Genomic DNA, 16,866 nt, shown 5'->3' with positions numbered 1-16,866 from the left:
CTAGCGAATACCGCTGCCGGCCAACGACTCCGACGACCATTGCGCCTTCGAAAGCGGATCGATGTACTTGATGCCGCCGTAAGGCCCGACGACGCCGTTGATGTTGTAGGTGCCGCCGACCAGGTCGTAGATCATGAAAGGGGTCGAGTCCGGCACCTGTTTGTCGTAGCTCTGGCTGAGAAAGGCAAACGAGCCGCGATAAAGCTGTCCACGGGCGTCATATTGGTCGGAGGCCAGCGCTGTCCAGCTGTCCTCATCGAGATAGAAGCGGCGTTTCTGATAGATGTGCCGGGCGCCGGGCTTGAGATTGCCTTCCACCACCCAGACCCGGTGTTTCTCCCAACGCACGTAGTCAGGCGCCACATGATTGGCGGTGGTCAACGCCTTGGGATCCTGCGCATAGGTCAGTTTGTAGGTGTTGTACGGCACGATCATTTCCTGCTTGCCGACCAGCTTCCAGTCGTAGCGATCCAGTGCGCCGTTGAACACGAACACATCGTCATAAGTACCCGCACCGGCAGTGCCCGGGTTCGGCGTGTCGTACGCCAGGTTCGGTGCCAGTTTGACCCTGCGCTGCCCCGGCAGGTATTGCCAGGCGCGACGCGGTTGTTGCAACGGGTTGGCGGCGTCCTTGAGCATCATTGCTTCACCCGCACGGCGCGCCGGGCCGGTGTACGTCAGCTTCATCTGGTAATACACGTCAGCGCTGCTGATCGGTTGCGCGAGGTTTTCATAGATCGGGTAGGAGATGAACGCCTGCCCGGTGATAGCCAGACTGGCAACCCCGGCAGCGTCGACATTCCATGAGTCGTATTTTGAGCTGATGTTGACGCCCTGATAGCGCAGCAGGAAATTCCACATCGCTTCGTTGCCCGATTGCGGAATCGGAAACGGTACACCCGGCAGAACATTGTCGACGGCCAGACCACCTTCGAGCGACTTGGCGCCCGTGGCATTTTTCACACCGTTGTCCAGCACCGCTTTAGGCAGCGAGACGGTGCGGTGCGTCGGGTAGACATTGATGTGAAACGTGGCAAAACGCTTGGCCAGTTCGACCGCCGTCGCCGAGAGCTCGCCCTTGTACTGATCCACGTTCTTGCCATCGATCACCAGCAGCGGTTTCTCGTCAGCGAAAGGATCCGGGCGCATGCTGTCGCCGGTTTTGTAGGTGGCCGGCGGCGTGGTCAGCCCGCCCGTATAAGCGGGTATCGAACCGTCGGCATTGGCGGCTTTTTCCGCGCCGACCAGGGTGAGGTTATTGCCCAGTTTGGCCGCATCCTGCGCCGAAACGGCGGCCTGCGCTTGCGCGGCGATCGCCATGGTCAGTGAAACGGCGAGCATTGTATGGACGAATTTCATCGTGTGGTTCTCCTGTCTGTGAGACTTGAGCCAAGGTTGAATCAGAAGGTGGTTTTCATCGTCAGGTACACGGCGCCACGGTCAGCCGTGGTCGCGCCGCCACCGGAAAACGCCGAGTAGCCGCCGCCGTAACAGGCGTAGTTCTGGTTGCCACTGAACGCGTTAGGGGTCGAACCATCGCCCTTGCCGGCCTGGTCGGCGCCGGTGCTCAGGCCGCTGTTGTCGCACTTGTCGGTCTTGCCGAAAGCGTCGACGTATTTGAGGTCGATGAAGTATTTGTTGTACGCCACGGCACCGAGGCCGACCGCATAGTTACCGGTGTTTTTCGCACCGCCACCGGACACCGGCGACACCCCGGCCAGACCGGCGTTGATCGACAGCGGCATATTCAAATCAACACCTGGCAGCACCTGATACCAGGTCGGCGTGAAGTTGATCGCGATGCCCCAGTTATCCCGGGTGGGCGCGTCGATGCCGCGATAACTGTCCTCGCCTTTGTAGAGCGCTTTGTTCTTGTCATCGAGCTTGAGCAGATTGCTGTAGTACAGCTCGGAGAGCAGGGTTGCCGAATCGAACAGCGGCGTCTTCGGCAGTGACATCAAACCATTGAGCGTCCAGTGCAGCGTGTCACCCGTGGCGCTCATGCTGTCGCCACGGCTTGGCGTGTCGTAGATCACGCCCGTCTCGGCGGTGCGTGCCGGCAACAGCCCTAAACCTGCGCCCAACCCCGCAGGACTGGTCGAGCTGACAATCGCCGGAATGCTCGCCAGTGGCATGTTGTGCCGGATATTGAGATCCGAGCCGACGCTCACTCCGCCCACGTCTTTGGACAAACTCAGGCCGAAAATCTGAATGTTGTCGGCGTACGCCAGTTGGTAACTGCTGGTGCTCAATGAGTTGAGGATGTTGACGACGCCCGGCACCTGCCCCGCCGGGCGGCTGCCGTTGGCATTCAGCGATGTCAGGCCGGTGGCGTTCAACCAGGCTTGAGGGAGGATGTCGGAGGTCTTGCGGTAGTAAAAGCCGAGCGTGCCGTCGAGCCACGCAGGGGACCACTTGGCCATGACGCCCCAGTCACCGCTGCTGCCCGGCGTCAGGTCATGCCCGCGACGCACATTGGTCAGGCCGTTGCACGGAGCGACGCCGCAGCCCAACGGGCTGCCGGGCACCACGCCATTGGTGTTGCCGAGCAGAAAAGACTGCGCACCGAAACCAACCAGATCGGAGCCGCCGTAGTAAGTGCCGGCCTCCGGCAAACGGGCAGCGTCCCAATCGAGAAAATACTGAGCGCCCAGCGTCAGTTCAGGGTTGACGGTGAATGACGTCGATAATTGCTTGCGCGGGACGAACAGCTCCTTGGCTTCAGTGCCAGGGGACGCCGACAGTTTCGCCAGATCCAGGCCGGACTGGCCGTAGCTGACCGAATGCACCGGGTTGAGCAGCGTTTCGCCCCAGAACACGTTGTGTTGACCGGCCTTGAGGCTCAGCAGCGATTGCTCGCCGATTTCCGTGTTGTAAAACACAAAAGCATCGAGAATTTCCCCGGAAGGCCCGGTGTAATAACGCTGGGCGTAGCGACTCAGGTGCGGGCTGCCGTTGCCGACGTTGTCTTGGCTGACGCCGGCCAGACGTGGGTCATTGGCGACCAGACCCGATCGTGCGTCGTTGCCATTGACGAAAGGATTGGAATTGGAGCCGGTATTTTCATAGGCCTGGTCGTACCAACTGGCCGCACTGACGCGAAAGCCCATCGAGTTTTTGTAGACCACGTCCATCTCGGTCAGCAGGTCGATGCGGTTGCTGATGTTGGTGCCGGCCTTGCGGAAGTTGTAATCGCCGTCGTTGTTGTTCGGCGTGGCCAACATCCGTTTGTCGGCACTTTCCGTGCGTACGCCGTAGTTGTATTTGACGGTGTTATCCAGCCGCGCCGTCCAGTCCGGGTTGCCCGTATCGATCTCGACCGCATGGGCGCTCGGTAGCGCTGCGGCCAGAATGGCCGAGGCCAGCAAGGTGTAACGCGAAGGCGCAAGGCCATGGCGCTTGGTGATGTGCATCGTGTCTTCTCCGCTTTTTTGTAGTTGTTTTTAAGCGCAGCCGCCCTCGCGCTTTCCCGGTGTGCGGGAAGACGTTTTCAGAAATGAGGGCACGTGCCGGCAGGCGTTCAGCCAGCCGGCGTCTGAATCAACGATCCAGTTCCTGGATCAACAGTTCGGCGTCCGGCCACGCGCCAAAACCGGCGGCCGGGTTGAGATGACCCACAGCTCCCAGCGAGCGCAGCTCAGCGCCCCAGCCTTCGGCAAGGTGGGTGACGGCTTCGAGGCTGGCGAGGTGATCGTTAGTGCTGGCAGCGACCAGGCTGCGAAACGGTAATGGGCCACGGGGTAGAGGGTTCCAGCCCTGCGCTTGCAGGGTCTGCGCTGACGGATAGCCCGCCGGCCAGTGAGCATCGAGATCCGGTGGCGTCGCCAGCAATGCACCTTTGATTGCACGCGAGTGCTGCGCCGCCCAGTGCGCCACCATCAACACACCGGCGCTGTGGGCGACCAGAATCACCGGGCCGTCGATCTGCTCCAGTGCCTGCTGAATCGCCCGAATGCGCGCAGCGAGGTCGAGTTTGTCGGTGGTCAGCGGCGGCACACTGCGGACTTTTTCCAGGCGCGCCTCAAGCAGCGTCTGCCAATGTTCGGCCACATGCTCACGCAGGCCCGGTACGATCAGAACGGTTGCGGCAGTCTGCAATTTGTCCACGTCAACACCTTCGCTGTCTCGATGACTCGACTGGCTGTATCGCCAGAATCTTTTTGTTGTGTCGACATTAAAGAGCGCTCGGCCGGGGTGCTTTTCATTGGACGTCAGGCACTTTTCTTTTGATGACAGAATTTCCTCCGCCGGACGGATGCCGCCCCCGTAGGAGCTGCCGCAGGTTGCGATCTTTTGATCTTGTTTTTGAAAGACAACATCAAAAGATCGCAGCCTTCGGCAGCTCCTACACGGATCGCTGTTCACGACTTTGCGACAGCGTTAACACAGCCGCTGTCGCAACTGTTCAATTGCAGATGCTCTGGATATAGTCACCCAGTACTTCCTTATCGTTATCGAACCAGGAAAGAACCCAGCATGCCCACGCTTGTTCGCGCCGCTGTCCTGACCAACTACCTGGAGGTCACGCAATACCTTGGCTTCAATCCGCGTGATGTACTGGCGGCGGTCGGCCTGAGCAAAGCACAGCTGCTGGCGCCCGAGCAGCGCATTCCGATTGATTCGGCGGTGCGGCTACTGGAAGACTCGGCGGCCGCCAGCGGCTGCCAGACGTTCGGCCTGAGCATGGCCGAATCCCGTCAGCTTTCAGATTTCGGCGTGGTCAGTTTGCTGCTCAGCCATCAGCGCACGCTGCGTGACGCCCTGCAGGTGGTTGTGCAATACCGGCATTTGATGAATGACTCGCTGGCGATCTTCGTTGAAGAGGCCGGCAAGATGGTGATCATTCGCGAAGAAGTGGTCACGCAAACGCCGATGCCCAGCCGACAGGCCACCGAGTTGGCCATCGGCGTGATGTTCCGTCTGTGCTCGGCGCTGCTCGGTACGCACTGGCATCCCTACAGCGTCAACTTCACGCATCAGGCGCCCGACAATCTGCAACTGCATCGACGCCTGTTCGGCTGCACGCTGGAGTTCGGCAGCGAGTTCAACGGCATCGTCTGTTCCGATGCCAGCCTCGACGTCACCAACCCTAACGCCGACCCGGCCATGGCGCGCTATGCGCAGAGTTATCTGGATTCTCTGCAAGGTCATGAAAGCCATTCGCTGCTGCTTGAAGTGCGCAAGGCTATCTATCTGCTGTTGCCGATGGGCCGCGCCACCATCGAGCAAATTGCTCAGACCCAAGGCATGAACGTGCGCACGCTGCAACGTCGCCTCAAGGACGACGGCTGTGCTTTCAACGATGTGATCAATGAAGTGCGACGCGATCTGGTGTTGCGCTACCTGGAAAATCCCAACTACTCGCTGAGCCGCATCGCCGACTTGCTCGGCTACTCCATGGCCAGCTCCTTCACCCGCTGGTTCATTACCCAGTTCGACATGCCGCCCGCCACCTGGCGGGCAAAAAAAACGGCGACTGCTGGTACAGTCGCCGCGAAAAAACCGGTGTGATTGGCACCGGTTTAACTACCGCACCGGGCCGACGAGTCTGCACGGTGCGGCCTGCCTTACCTTAGAAACCCCAGTGCAACACCAGAAGCACCAGCACCGCGAGAAACACCGTCTCCCCGACCATCAGCAAAATCGGTTTGATGCCAACGGCGGCCAGCTCCTTGAGCTGTGTCTTCATGCCCAGTGCGCTGATGGAAATCACCAGGCTCCAGCGCGACAGCTCATTGACCGCGCCTTGCACTGCCGGCGCTACCCAACCGGTGCTGTTGATACAGGCCAGCAGCAGAAAACCGACGGCAAACCAAGGCAGCAATGGCGGACGTTTCCCTGACGTATCAGCACCCTGCAATCGTGTGACCATCGCCGCGCAGACAATCACCGGCAACAGCATGGCCACGCGCATCAATTTCACCACCGTGGCGGTGTCACCGGTTTCCGTCGACAAGCTGTAACCGGCACCCACTACCTGCGCGACGTCATGAATGGTCGCGCCCAAAAACACGCCCGCCACTTGCGGCGAGAGTTCCAGCCACTTGGCAATCATCGGGTAGACAATCATCGCCGTGGTCGACAACGCCGAAACGCCGATGACGGTAAACAGCGTGGCCCGCTCTTTCTGCGGGTGATGGGGCAGCGCCGCCGCCAGCGCCAACGCCGCCGAAGCGCCACAAATTGCCGTGGCGCCGCCGGTGAGCATGCCGAACAAGCGCTGAAAGCCCAACGCCTTCGCGGCCACGACTGACACGCCAATGGTCACCACCACCAAAAACACCACCAGTGCCACAGGCTTCCAGCCCAGCGCGGCAATTTGCTCAAGGGTGATGCGCATACCCAGCAACGCCACGCCAATGCGCAACACCGTGCGCGCAGTAAATTCGATGCCGGCCTTGCACACGCCATCACCGGCCAGAAAATTCAGCGCCATGCCCAGCAGCAACGCGAACAGCATCACCGGTGCACCGTAATGCTCGGACAAAAACGAAGCAGCCGCGGCGACGATCAGGCTGACGATAAACCCCGGTGCCAACTCGCGTGTCTGGCTATGAATACGGGTAAGCGCAACGGTGCTCATGCCACAGACTCCTCGCAAGCGAGGACGATAAACGCCTGACCATCAATGACTTCAACCGGGTAGCGTGTGACTTTGACCTGCTTCGAATTGAGCAAATAGCCGCTGCGCAGATCGAAGCGCAAACCATGCGCGCAACACTGAATGACCTGGCCCTCCAGCCGACCGCCACACAGCGATGCACCCTGATGGGGACAGCTGTCGTCGATGGCCAGCAACTCACCGTCAACGTTGAACAGCGCCAGGCTTTTATCGGCGAACTCAAACAGTGACCGCCCTCCTCTCGGCGGGCATTTGTTGTCTGGTACAGCAACGCGCAACGCAGGAAGACGACTCATACTTTCACCTCGCAGGCGATTTCATTGACCGGGTCGCTGACGCGTTCGCCCGCCAGCCGGGCAATGTCTTTGAGGTAATGACTGCGCGCGTAGAAGAACACTGCGGCGGCCGCGATACTCACCAGCGGTACGAATTGAAAAGCTGCGTGCAGGCCGATCAGATCGGACAATTTGCCGGTGATGAAGGGCCCGGGCGCCAGCCCCAGCAGGTTATTGGCCAGGGTCAGTGTGGCGAAAGCTGTGCCGTGCACCGAGTAATGCGTCAGGTTGGCAACCATCGCCCCGGCAGGTCCGGTGGTGCCCGTGGCGATCAACATGCCCAGGCCGATCAGCAGCAATTGCGCGGGCCCAGCCGGCAAGGCGAAGGCCGCCGAAAGCAGCAAGCAACTGCCCAGGCAATAAGCGATGGCCAATGCGACTTTGCGCTCAGGCGCATGACGGCACAGCCGATCACTGATCATCCCGCAGACAATCATTCCCGCGCCGCTGCACAACACAATGACCGCCGCCACCGCACCGGCCTTGTCGGTGCCCATGGCGTAATAACGATTGAGGTAACTGGGCATCCAGACGATCACCGTGCCGCAGACGAACAACTGCAAACCGCTGCCGATGTACGTCGCCACCACCGAGCGACTGGAATACAAGGTGCTCAGCGGACGCTTGATCGCCGCCGCGGCTTTACTCGCCGCACGGGTTGCGCACTGCGGCGCAATCCGCGCTTGCTTGACGATCAGCGGGTACAGCAGCGCCAGCACCAGACCGAACAACGCCATGCCGGCGAACGACCAGCGCCACCCCATCTTCGCAGCGATCACCCCACCCAACGCCATGCCTAGCACCGAGCCGAACATACCACCGGCCATAAACGCGCTGGCCAGGGTGGCGCGCATGTGTTTGGGAAACACCGAAATCACCACCGCGATGCCGACGCTGCCGTAAGCCGCCTCGCCGACACCGACCATAAACCGCGCAATGAACATCTGCGGATAGTCCTGCGCCACCGCGCAACCCAGTGTGGCCACGCTCCAGAGAAAAGCCATAAAGGCCAGACTTCTCACCCGACCAAAACGGTCGGCCAGCAGCGACAGCGGAAAGGTCAGCAGCCCGACCATCAACGCGACGATGCCACTGAGCAAGCCCAGTTGACTGTCGCTCAAGGCCCACTCGACCTTGAGCATCGGAAACACCGCGTTGAGCACCTGACGCGACATGTAATCGGAAATCAACAAGCCGAACGTCAGGGCAAAAACGATCCAGGCATATGTGCGCGCAACACCGACGGCGTTATCGTCGTCATCGCTGGCGCTGGGGTGATAGGCCATGCAGCCTCCTCGAAACTTTGTTGTATTTGTTGTTATCGAGCTGTTGGGGTAACGCAACGAACGAGAGGCCAGCGGCCCCTCGCCCGGTTCAGTCAGCCGCGTTGCGGCAGGCCTTTTTGCCCGGCCTTGCGGTTGGGCGCCATGCCGTTGGCCAACAAGGTTTCTTCGATGCTCTGATACGCCACGCCAATGCGATAAATCTCGCGGGCTTCCTTGCCGGTAGCAATCTCGCGCCCCAGTTCATGGGCAATGCGCACGGTCTGCTGAATCTGTTGCACCGACCCGAAGCGATCGCCCTTGTGATCAATGATCGTGTCTTCATTGCCGACTCGCGGATGCAAGCCCATCGCCAATGCCATGGTGTTGAACGGCAGCACGTTCTTGAGCAACGACTCGGACGTCAGGGTGCAAGCGTCCGGCACGCGATGGATAAAGTTAAAGAAGTTGAACGGGTTCGGCCCGTCGAAACCACCGCCGATGCCGATCCAGGTGAGGTTCAGCGGGCCCATGTACACACCGCTGCGCACCAGACGCATCAGGGTTTCCAGGGCATGCATGCCGGTCAGTTGAAAGTGTGGCTGGACGCCTGCGGCCATCAACCGGCGCAAATGTTCGGCGACCCAGGCCGGGCCGGCCGGCACGGTCATTTCGCTGTATGCGGCATGAATGGCCGGGTTGTCCAGCGAGGTGCCTGCAAGGTATTCCGGGTACAGCAACTCCATGATGTTCATCTGGGTGGTGTTGATCGCCACCGTGACCTGATCCGGTTTCGGTGTCAGCTCCGCGAGCATGTGCCGGGTGTCATCGGACAGCCACTTGGCAGCTTCACCATCGCTTTCCGGGGCGAAGGAAATCGAACCGCCGACCTGGATAATCATGTCCGGCACCGCTTCGCGCACACCGGCAATCAGCTCATTGAATTTCGACAGACGCTTGGAACCCTTGCCGTCGAGTTCACGCACATGCAGGTGCAAGACAGTGGCGCCCGCCTCGTAGCAATCGACCGCTTTCTGCACCTGTTCATCCATGGTCAGCGGGATGTCTTCGGGGAAATCTTCCGGCATCCACTCGGGGCCATACGGGGCCACGGTGATCACCACTTTTCCCATGTTTTCCGGGTGCAGGGAATCGTCGAGAAATTGCATGGGGTACTCCTTTTTTATGATTGTCCGCGCAGCCGGGTTCGCACCGGGCTGGCGTTTTCGAGTGCGAATGCAGTAAGGGTCGATCAGTAAGTCTTGTCGCCGACGATCCCGGCACGCTCCATCTTGCGATGGCACAACGGGTAATCCATCACGGCGTAATGCTGGGTGCTGCGGTTGTCCCAGATCGCAATGCTGTTGGGTTTCCAGCGCCAGCGCACTTGGTATTCCGGGATGTACGCCTGGCTGATCAGGTAGCGCAGCAACTCACTTGCGCCGGGGTTGGCGTCCTGGCCGAATCGCACCCGAGCGGGGGTGTGGTAATTGCTGAAGTGTGTGGTGAAGGCGTTGACGAACAGCACTTTTTCCAGCGTGTCCGGATGCGTGCGCACCACCGGATGCTCGGCATCGGGGTACGTCGCTCTTAGCGCCAGGCGTCTTTCGATCGGCAGTGCAGCACCGAAGCTGGCTTCGATGCTGTGCCGGGCACGCAGATCGGCAATCTTGATCTTCACGTCTTCCGGCAAGCGCGCATACGCCTCGACCATATTGGCCCACATGGTGTCGCCGCCCACCGGCGGACATTCGACACAGCGCAAGACACAACCCATCGGCGGCGCCTCACGCCAGGTGGCGTCGGTGTGCCACGAGTTTTCATAGCGTTCCGGCGGATGCTCCGGGCTCTTGTAGATCCGCACCAGCCCGGGATGATCCGGATCACTGCCAACCATCGGGTGATCTTCAAGCTCACCGAAGCGCCGGGCAAAGGCCACGTGATCGGCACGGCTGATGTCCTGATTACGCAGGAACAACACGCGGTGCTTGAGCAATTGCGCGCGAATTTCGGCAAAAAGACCGTCGTCATGTACCGCGTCGGCAAGGCTGACGCCCTCAAGCTCGGCGCCAATGCTGCACGTCAGTTGTTCGACTCTCATGGCTGACGACTCCTTCAGATGACGAAAATCGATGAGCCGGTGGTCTTGCGCGATTCCAGGTCACGGTGGGCCTGAACGGCATCCTGCAACGCGTAGTGCTGGTTGATTTCGATCTTGATCCGGCCACTGCCGACCAGGTCGAACAGCTCGCCAGCGAGCGCGGCTTTTTCCTCGGGGTCGGCGATGTAGTCAGCCAAGGCCGGGCGGGTCATGAACAGCGAGCCCTTCATTGCCAGCAACATCGGATCGACCGGCGGAATCGGCCCGGAAGCCGTACCGACGCACACCATCAGACCGCGACGTTTGAGCGAGTCCAGCGAGCCCATGAAGGTGTTCTTGCCAACGCTGTCGAACACCACGTTGACGCCAACGCCGTCGGTCAATTCGCGAACCTGTTGCGCGACGTCCTGGTGGCTGTAATTGATCACATGGTCGCAGCCATGGGCACGGGCGATTTCGCCTTTGGCCTCGGTGGAGACGGTGCCGATGACCGTCAGCCCGAGCAACTTCGCCCACTGCGAAACGATCAGACCGACGCCACCGGCAGCAGCGTGCAGCAAGATACTGTCGCCCGCTTTAAAGTCGTGGATACGCCGCATCAAGTAAGCCGAGGTCAGCCCGCGCATGGTCATCGCGGCAGCCGTCTCGAAACTGATGGTTTCCGGCAGTTTGATCAGCGGAGCGGCGGATATCAGACGCTCAGTGCTGTAGGCGCCCAAGGTGTTGAGAAACCCGGTGTAGGTGACACGATCGCCCACCCGCACATTGCTCACGCCCTCGCCGATGGCCTGCACCACGCCGGAGGCTTCAACGCCCATGCCGTTAGGCAGCGGGATCGGGTAAGTGCCGTTGCGAAAGTAGGTGTCGGCGTAGTTGAGGCCCACCGCCACATGACGAAGACGCACCTGGCCTGGGCCGGGATCGCCAACGTCGACATCTTCATAGCGAAGCACGTCGGGATCACCGGATTCGTAGAAGCGCACTGCTTTGGCCATTTTTCTTATTCTCCCTGCAAGGTTGGGCGTATCGCTCGATTGGCGTTGACCTGACTCTAGGTCGCGCGCCAGGCAATCGCTTCGCATCAGGCGACAATGGCTTTTCATTTGATGACAACGGGCGGCAAGACAAACAGGCGTCCGACGGGCCGCCCTCTCCGACGCTCACGCGCTACCGGTCACTTTTTCTTACACCTTTTGTCGCCAGATCCTACGCCGTACGGCGATCCGGAGCCGGTCGTTGCCGTCAGTTTGGTATCATGCGCCGCTTTTACGGTTAACCACCGCCCGTCCTGTCGACGGGCGGGCTGCAAAAGGCGGTATTAGATGACGGCTTTGTTGACTCGCCGCAAGGTGCTTGCGGGAATGGGCGTACTCGGGCTCGGCCTGCTCGCCGGCTGCGACACCCGCGGCGAACTGTCGTACAAGTACGGCAAAGATCTGAGCGACAAGATCCTGGGACGCACTTTCAAGCTGAAGAACACCGACGGCGAAACCATGTCGCTGTCGAGCTTTCGCGGCATGATGCCGATGATCTTCTTCGGCTTCACTCAATGCCCGGCGGTCTGCCCCACCACCCTCGCCCGCGCGGCGAAAATCAAGAAACTGATGGGCAAGGACGGCGATCGTTTGCAGGTGATCTTCATCACCCTCGACCCCGAACGTGACACGCCAGAAATCCTCGACGCCTACATGAAAGCCTTCGACCCGAGCTTCGTCGCGCTGTACGGCACCGTTGAGGAAACCAAGGCCACCGCCAAGGAATTCGACGTGTTCTACGAAAAAGTCCCGGCCGGCGACACCTACACCATCTCGCACACGTCGACCAGTTACGTCTACGACTCCCGTGGCGGCCTGCGCCTGGGCCTGTCCACCTCGCTTTCGGCAGAAGAATGCACGGAAGACTTGCTTACCGTTATGGAGGTTTGCTGATGCACCCTGTTCTGAACAACATCAAACGTGCTGCGATTGCCCTGTCGCTGATGGGCCTGGCGTTTCAGGCCTCCGCGCAGACCAAAGTCGACGACGCCTGGGTTCGCGCCACCGTGCCGACCCAGACCGCCAGCGGCGCATTCATGACCGTCACGGCCGACAGCGACAGCAAGCTGCTCAGCGTCGCCACACCGATCGCCAAAGACGTGCAGATCCACGAAATGACCATGAAGAATGACGTCATGAGCATGGGCCCGGTGAAGTTCGTCGAACTGCCGGCTGGCAAAGCCGTAAAGCTTGATCCGAACGGCTACCACGTGATGCTGATGGGCCTGAGCGCGCAGCTGAAAGAAGGCGAAACCGTGCCGCTGACCCTGACCGTCGAGAACGCCAAGGGCGAGAAAGAAACCCTCGAGGTCAAAGCACCGGTTCGCTCGCTGACCAACATGGAAGGTCACGATCACAGCAAAATGCACTGATCTGACTGACTGAAACACCTGCGGGGCGGCCTGATTAACGATCATGCCGCCCCGTTTTTTTGAGCTCATGGAAAGCGTGCTTTACATCGGCAAATTCTTCGGCGAGGATGTAAAGGGTCTTTTACACAGGAAGTGAAGCATGAACCGCTACTACCTCGAAATGGGCGCCGCATTGGTTCTCTACGTGCTGGTGTTGAGCCTTTCCCTGATCGCCAGCCAATCCCTGCTGGACGCCAACATTTTTCTGCGATCCGTGGTGGCCCTGACCCCGGTCATTCCGGCAGGCCTGATGTGCTGGGCGATCGTGCGCAACATGCGGCGCATGGATGAAATGCATCTGCGTATCCAGTTTGAAGCCCTCGGTTTTGCCTTCGCCGCCTCGGCGCTGCTGACGTTCAGTTACGGGTTTCTAGAAAACGTCGGCGCGCCGCACATTCCGTGGACGTGCGTGTGGCCGGTGATGGGTCTGATGTGGATTGTTGGGCTGCAGATTGCGCGACGCCGTTACCAATGAAAAACCGTCTGAAGGCACTGCGCGCCGAGCGCAAGTGGTCGCAGGTTGATCTGGCAGAACGCTTGAACGTGTCGCGGCAGACCATCAATGCGATCGAAAACGAACGCTACGATCCGAGCTTGCCGCTGGCATTCCAGATTGCCCGGGCGTTCGAAATGCCCATTGAAGACATCTTCGACGACCGCGAAAGTTAACACCCGCTCCCACAGGGGGGGATGCATTTCAAATGTAAAAGGTGCGACGGGGGATCAATGGGCGATACACACGGATTTCAGTTCGGTGTAGGCCTCAATCACCGTCCTGCCAAACTCCCGCCCCATCCCCGATTGCTTGACCCCGCCAAACGGCATCGCCGGATCCAGCAGCACATGCGCATTCACCCACACCGTGCCCGCTTCAATACGCGGCACCAGGTTCATCGCCTTGCTCAAATCATTCGTCCACAAACTCGCGGCCAAACCATACGGATTGTCATTGGCCAACTCGATCATCGCGTCTTCATCATCAAACGCAATCACCGCCAACACCGGGCCGAACACTTCTTCACGGGCCACGGCCATGCTGTGATCAACGTCCGCCAGCACCGTCGGCTGCACGTAGAAACCCTCGCCTTCCAACAGCTCACCGCCACACACCACTCGCGCGCCTTCACGCTTGGCCAGTTCGATGTGCTTGAGCACGCTTTGTTGCTGCTTGCGTGACACCAGCGGATTGATGGCCGCCTCGCAGTTCATCCCCGCGCCAATCGGCATGGCCGAAACCACTGCCGCGAGACCTTCGACAAACTGGTCGTGAATCGAACGATGCACATAGAAGCGCGACGCCGCCGCGCACACCTGACCGTTGTTCAGCAAGCCACCGAGAATCGCGCCTTGAATGGCTTTTTCAACATCGGCATCCGCCAGCAGAATCATCGGGTTCTTGCCGCCCAGTTCCAGCGCAAAACGGGTCATGTTGGCCATGCACGCGACACCAACGGTTTTGCCCACCACCGTCGAACCGGTGAACGACACCTTGCTCACCAGTGGATGCGCCGTCAGCGCGCCGCCGACCGAAGCCCCGCCGCCCGTGACCACGTTGAACACGCCTGCCGGAATGCCCGCCTCTAACGCCAGTTCAGCCAGACGCATGGCCGTCAGCGGAGTTTCCATCGCCGGTTTGATCACCACCGTGCAACCGGTGGCCAGCGCCGGCATCAACTTCCACGCGGCGATCATCAATGGAAAATTCCACGGCACGATGCCGACCACCACACCCACCGGTTCGCGTTTGGTGAACGTGGTGAATTTTGTCCCCGGTGGCAGCGGAATCGACACGTCGAAGGTCTGCCCTTCGATCTTGGTCGCCCAGCCCGACATGTAGCGCATGAATTCCACCGTGGCGTTGACGTCCAGCGCGCGTGCCATGTTGATCGACTTGCCCTGGCTGAGGGTTTCCAGTTGCGCCAGCTCTTCGCCGTGCTCCTCGACCAGGCGGGTGAAATTCAGCAGGATGCGCTCGCGATCGGCCGGGCGCAGCCCCGACCACACGCCAGACTTGAACGCCGCGTGCGAAGACTGCACCGCGCGCTCGACCAATTCGGCGGGCGCATCGAGGGTTTCGCACAAGGTCTGGCCGGTGGCCGGATCGACCACGGCAATCGTCGGCCCGTCAGCGAATTGCCACTGGCCATCGATAAAGCAGCCATGTCGACGATCAATGAACGCCGCGACTTGCGACAGCATTGCAACGTTGCTCATAAAGCCTCCTTGGATTTGAGGAAACACACCACGGCCTCACGGTCATCTTTCGAGGCCAGGCCCATGTAGGGCATGTAGGTGCCGGGCACGTAGGCCTGGGGTTGGGTGATCAGTTCGGCGATGGTCTCGGCCTGCCAGGTGACGTCTTTGTTGCGCATCGCCTGGGAATAGCTGAAGCCTGCCAGCGAGCCGGATTTGCGCCCGATCACGCCGTTAAGGTTGGGGCCCATCATGCCGGTGACGTCTTTTTTAACCGCGTGGCAGACGCCGCATTCGGTGTTGAAAATTTGTGCGCCGTGGGATGAATCCGCCGCGCAATCGGCGGCGACAGCGGCTTGGGCGAGTGTCAGAGAAAACAACGAAGCACAGGCGAATTTGAGCAGGGACATAGAAGACACATCCAAAAAAACAGTGAATACACACCAATCCCTGTAGGAGCCGAGCTTGCTCGCGAAGACGTCAGCACATTCAGAACAGGGGTTGCCTGACACACCGCTTTCGCGAGCAAGCTCAGCTCCTACAGGGATTGGTGGCGACGGGAGCTGATGGAGATTGTCTGGCCTGCCGCCAAAGCAGGTTTTGCCCTGCCTGCCAGTCGTGTTGGCAAGGCTGCCAATTGCGACTGGCACAGACACACAAGCACTTGGCAGACACAGCAATTCCCCGGTTTCGCCGCAGAGGCAGAATCCACTGGCACCCACTTTTCAGGGCACCAGTCAGGGAGTCCCCCTTCAATGCGAACCAACCGGATCACCGTACCGTCAGCGCTGGGCTTGAGCCTGCTGATGCTCGGCTTGAACAGCGCCCATGCCGATCTGCCGCCCGACACCATCGGCCAGACCACGCTGGCGTTCCCGCCCGAAGCGCACCGCGCTTATGTGGTCGACGTCGAATTCGAAAGTTTCGTGATGGGCCGCGTCACCGTGGTCGATCCCGACAAGAAGAAAATCCTCGGCATGGTGCCGACCGGTTTTGCCGCGCCATCGGCCCTGAGCCACGACCGCAAAACCCTGTACAGCGCCGACCTGTTCTATTCACGCGGCACTCGCGGCACGCGCACCGACGTACTCACCGCGTGGGACACCTCGACGCTGTCGCCCTCGTGGGAAGTGGTGATTCCAAGCAAACGCGCCGAATCCCTGACCCAGCGCTACGGCCTGAAACCGAGCGGCGATGACCGCTTCGTCTACGTCTACAACTTCACCCCATCGACTTCGGTGACCGTGGTCGACACCCAGTCCCACGCGGTCAGCAGTGAAATCGCCATCCCCGGTTGCGTGCTCAATTACCCGGTCGGCAACCGCCGCTTCGCCTCGTTGTGCGGCGACGGCAGCCTGCAAGTGGTCACCCTCAATGATCAGGGCCAGGAAACCGCGCGCAGCCGCACGCCGTTCTTCGACCCGAATGCCGAGAAGCTCAACGAGCGCGCGGTCAACGTCGGCGACACCTACTACTTCGTCACCACCACCGGCACCGTGCGCCCGGTCGATTTCGCTGGCGACGCGCCGAAGATTCTGCCGTCGTGGTCGCTGGTCAACGACGCCGAAAAGAAAACCGGTTGGGCCCCCGGCGGCTGGCAGTTGATGGCGGTCGCACCGAAGCTCGATCGTTTGTACGTGTTGATGCACGACGCCCACGAAGCGATGAAGTGGGAAGACCCGAGCACGCTGATCTGGGCCTTCGATATCAAGACCGGCAAGAAGGTCGCGACCCTCGAAGCACCTACACCGGTCTGGAGCCTGCAAGCCACCGGCGACGACAAACCGTTGCTGCTCGGCGCTGACGTCGAGGGCGGTTTGCAGGTCTTCGATCTGAGCACCAACAAGCTTCAATCGAGCATGCCGAAAGTTGCGAAAACCGCGACGCAAGTCATGAGCTACTGAGGA

17 protein-coding genes are annotated in these 16,866 nt (G+C 60.3%); 6 read left to right on the top strand and 11 right to left on the bottom strand.

Annotated features, from left to right (window positions below):
- The 3 genes from ACIP1X_RS03980 to ACIP1X_RS03970 all read right to left on the bottom strand — a co-directional run bounded on the left by ACIP1X_RS03980 (position 1) and on the right by ACIP1X_RS03970 (position 4,107).
- Positions 1–1,359, bottom strand: a complete 1,359-nt coding sequence (locus ACIP1X_RS03980; protein WP_053119489.1) for a DUF1329 domain-containing protein — start codon at positions 1,357–1,359, stop codon at positions 1–3.
- Between the two features lie 41 nt (positions 1,360–1,400).
- Positions 1,401–3,413, bottom strand: a complete 2,013-nt coding sequence (locus ACIP1X_RS03975) for a DUF1302 domain-containing protein (RefSeq protein WP_400749524.1) — start codon at positions 3,411–3,413, stop codon at positions 1,401–1,403.
- Positions 3,414–3,540: 127 nt separating this feature from the next.
- The gene (locus ACIP1X_RS03970; protein WP_400749522.1) at positions 3,541–4,107 is read right to left on the bottom strand and encodes an RBBP9/YdeN family alpha/beta hydrolase; all 567 of its coding nucleotides are present in this window, start codon (positions 4,105–4,107) and stop codon (positions 3,541–3,543) included.
- 369 nt (positions 4,108–4,476) lie between these two features.
- On the opposite strand from ACIP1X_RS03970, the gene ACIP1X_RS03965 reads away from it, so the two are divergent.
- Positions 4,477–5,511, top strand: a complete 1,035-nt coding sequence (locus tag ACIP1X_RS03965) for an AraC family transcriptional regulator (RefSeq protein WP_053119483.1) — start codon at positions 4,477–4,479, stop codon at positions 5,509–5,511.
- Positions 5,512–5,572: 61 nt separating this feature from the next.
- Here the strand turns inward: ACIP1X_RS03965 and ACIP1X_RS03960 are convergent, their stop codons facing one another.
- The 6 genes from ACIP1X_RS03960 to ACIP1X_RS03935 form a co-directional block, all read right to left on the bottom strand.
- Positions 5,573–6,583, bottom strand: a complete 1,011-nt coding sequence (locus ACIP1X_RS03960) for a YeiH family protein (RefSeq protein ID WP_159814516.1) — start codon at positions 6,581–6,583, stop codon at positions 5,573–5,575.
- Positions 6,580–6,918 carry a Rieske 2Fe-2S domain-containing protein gene (locus ACIP1X_RS03955; RefSeq protein WP_053119479.1) on the bottom strand — a complete coding sequence of 113 codons (339 nt, stop codon included), beginning with the start codon at positions 6,916–6,918 and terminating at the stop codon, positions 6,580–6,582. The genes ACIP1X_RS03960 and ACIP1X_RS03955 overlap by 4 nt, the downstream gene beginning before the upstream one ends.
- Positions 6,915–8,243 carry an MFS transporter gene (locus ACIP1X_RS03950; protein WP_400749519.1) on the bottom strand — a complete coding sequence of 443 codons (1,329 nt, stop codon included), beginning with the start codon at positions 8,241–8,243 and terminating at the stop codon, positions 6,915–6,917. Before ACIP1X_RS03950 ends, ACIP1X_RS03955 begins: the two co-directional genes overlap by 4 nt.
- A gap of 92 nt (positions 8,244–8,335) precedes the next feature.
- Positions 8,336–9,388, bottom strand: a complete 1,053-nt coding sequence (locus tag ACIP1X_RS03945; protein ID WP_400749516.1) for a 3-keto-5-aminohexanoate cleavage protein — start codon at positions 9,386–9,388, stop codon at positions 8,336–8,338.
- Positions 9,389–9,471: 83 nt separating this feature from the next.
- The gene (locus tag ACIP1X_RS03940) at positions 9,472–10,320 is read right to left on the bottom strand and encodes a TauD/TfdA family dioxygenase (RefSeq protein WP_053119473.1); all 849 of its coding nucleotides are present in this window, start codon (positions 10,318–10,320) and stop codon (positions 9,472–9,474) included.
- A 14-nt stretch (positions 10,321–10,334) separates the two neighbouring features.
- Positions 10,335–11,315 carry a quinone oxidoreductase gene (locus tag ACIP1X_RS03935; protein WP_053119471.1) on the bottom strand — a complete coding sequence of 327 codons (981 nt, stop codon included), beginning with the start codon at positions 11,313–11,315 and terminating at the stop codon, positions 10,335–10,337.
- A 327-nt stretch (positions 11,316–11,642) separates the two neighbouring features.
- Here ACIP1X_RS03935 and ACIP1X_RS03930 point away from each other — a divergent pair, with 327 nt between their 5' ends.
- From ACIP1X_RS03930 to ACIP1X_RS03915, 4 genes are all read left to right on the top strand, one after another.
- A complete protein-coding gene (locus tag ACIP1X_RS03930) occupies positions 11,643–12,248 on the top strand; it encodes an SCO family protein (RefSeq protein ID WP_053119469.1) in 606 nt (201 codons plus the stop codon).
- Positions 12,248–12,727, top strand: a complete 480-nt coding sequence (locus ACIP1X_RS03925) for a copper chaperone PCu(A)C (protein WP_159814508.1) — start codon at positions 12,248–12,250, stop codon at positions 12,725–12,727. Before ACIP1X_RS03930 ends, ACIP1X_RS03925 begins: the two co-directional genes overlap by 1 nt.
- A gap of 139 nt (positions 12,728–12,866) precedes the next feature.
- Positions 12,867–13,241, top strand: coding sequence for a hypothetical protein (locus ACIP1X_RS03920; RefSeq protein WP_400749512.1), 375 nt, complete (start codon positions 12,867–12,869; stop codon positions 13,239–13,241).
- On the top strand, positions 13,238–13,435 hold the full coding sequence (locus ACIP1X_RS03915; protein ID WP_212549283.1) for a helix-turn-helix transcriptional regulator: 198 nt from the start codon (positions 13,238–13,240) through the stop codon (positions 13,433–13,435). Before ACIP1X_RS03920 ends, ACIP1X_RS03915 begins: the two co-directional genes overlap by 4 nt.
- Before the next feature lie 54 nt (positions 13,436–13,489).
- On the opposite strand, the gene ACIP1X_RS03910 is transcribed toward ACIP1X_RS03915, so the two are convergent.
- Together ACIP1X_RS03910 and ACIP1X_RS03905 are read right to left on the bottom strand one after the other, a co-directional pair.
- Positions 13,490–14,980: an aldehyde dehydrogenase family protein gene (locus tag ACIP1X_RS03910; RefSeq protein ID WP_400749510.1), complete on the bottom strand. Its 1,491-nt coding sequence runs from the start codon at positions 14,978–14,980 to the stop codon at positions 13,490–13,492.
- On the bottom strand, positions 14,977–15,369 hold the full coding sequence (locus ACIP1X_RS03905) for a c-type cytochrome (protein ID WP_400645906.1): 393 nt from the start codon (positions 15,367–15,369) through the stop codon (positions 14,977–14,979). The genes ACIP1X_RS03910 and ACIP1X_RS03905 overlap by 4 nt, the downstream gene beginning before the upstream one ends.
- 345 nt (positions 15,370–15,714) lie before the next feature.
- On the opposite strand from ACIP1X_RS03905, the gene ACIP1X_RS03900 reads away from it, so the two are divergent.
- Positions 15,715–16,863, top strand: a complete 1,149-nt coding sequence (locus ACIP1X_RS03900; protein WP_400749507.1) for an amine dehydrogenase large subunit — start codon at positions 15,715–15,717, stop codon at positions 16,861–16,863.
- Positions 16,864–16,866 lie beyond the last annotated feature (3 nt).

This window comes from Pseudomonas sp. NPDC088885 (assembly GCF_044750025.1).
Lineage (GTDB): Bacteria > Pseudomonadota > Gammaproteobacteria > Pseudomonadales > Pseudomonadaceae > Aquipseudomonas > Aquipseudomonas rustica.
The sequence above is the reverse complement of the archived record's forward strand: the minus strand, read 5'-3'. Positions and strand labels throughout refer to the sequence as shown.

Bases quoted from the DNA above. Each gene is read 5' to 3' on its own strand.
- ACIP1X_RS03940 (WP_053119473.1), bottom strand. From the start codon at position 10,320: ATGAGAGTCGAACAACTGACGTGCAGCATTGGCGCCGAGCTTGAGGGC.
- ACIP1X_RS03975 (WP_400749524.1), bottom strand. From the start codon at position 3,413: ATGCACATCACCAAGCGCCATGGCCTTGCGCCTTCGCGTTACACCTTG.
- ACIP1X_RS03920 (WP_400749512.1), top strand. From the start codon at position 12,867: ATGAACCGCTACTACCTCGAAATGGGCGCCGCATTGGTTCTCTACGTG.
- ACIP1X_RS03965 (WP_053119483.1), top strand. From the start codon at position 4,477: ATGCCCACGCTTGTTCGCGCCGCTGTCCTGACCAACTACCTGGAGGTC.
- ACIP1X_RS03955 (WP_053119479.1), bottom strand. From the start codon at position 6,918: ATGAGTCGTCTTCCTGCGTTGCGCGTTGCTGTACCAGACAACAAATGC.
- ACIP1X_RS03905 (WP_400645906.1), bottom strand. From the start codon at position 15,369: ATGTCCCTGCTCAAATTCGCCTGTGCTTCGTTGTTTTCTCTGACACTC.
- ACIP1X_RS03980 (WP_053119489.1), bottom strand. From the start codon at position 1,359: ATGAAATTCGTCCATACAATGCTCGCCGTTTCACTGACCATGGCGATC.
- ACIP1X_RS03945 (WP_400749516.1), bottom strand. From the start codon at position 9,388: ATGCAATTTCTCGACGATTCCCTGCACCCGGAAAACATGGGAAAAGTG.
- ACIP1X_RS03915 (WP_212549283.1), top strand. From the start codon at position 13,238: ATGAAAAACCGTCTGAAGGCACTGCGCGCCGAGCGCAAGTGGTCGCAG.
- ACIP1X_RS03900 (WP_400749507.1), top strand. From the start codon at position 15,715: ATGCGAACCAACCGGATCACCGTACCGTCAGCGCTGGGCTTGAGCCTG.
- ACIP1X_RS03950 (WP_400749519.1), bottom strand. From the start codon at position 8,243: ATGGCCTATCACCCCAGCGCCAGCGATGACGACGATAACGCCGTCGGT.
- ACIP1X_RS03960 (WP_159814516.1), bottom strand. From the start codon at position 6,583: ATGAGCACCGTTGCGCTTACCCGTATTCATAGCCAGACACGCGAGTTG.
- ACIP1X_RS03935 (WP_053119471.1), bottom strand. From the start codon at position 11,315: ATGGCCAAAGCAGTGCGCTTCTACGAATCCGGTGATCCCGACGTGCTT.
- ACIP1X_RS03930 (WP_053119469.1), top strand. From the start codon at position 11,643: ATGACGGCTTTGTTGACTCGCCGCAAGGTGCTTGCGGGAATGGGCGTA.
- ACIP1X_RS03925 (WP_159814508.1), top strand. From the start codon at position 12,248: ATGCACCCTGTTCTGAACAACATCAAACGTGCTGCGATTGCCCTGTCG.
- ACIP1X_RS03910 (WP_400749510.1), bottom strand. From the start codon at position 14,980: ATGAGCAACGTTGCAATGCTGTCGCAAGTCGCGGCGTTCATTGATCGT.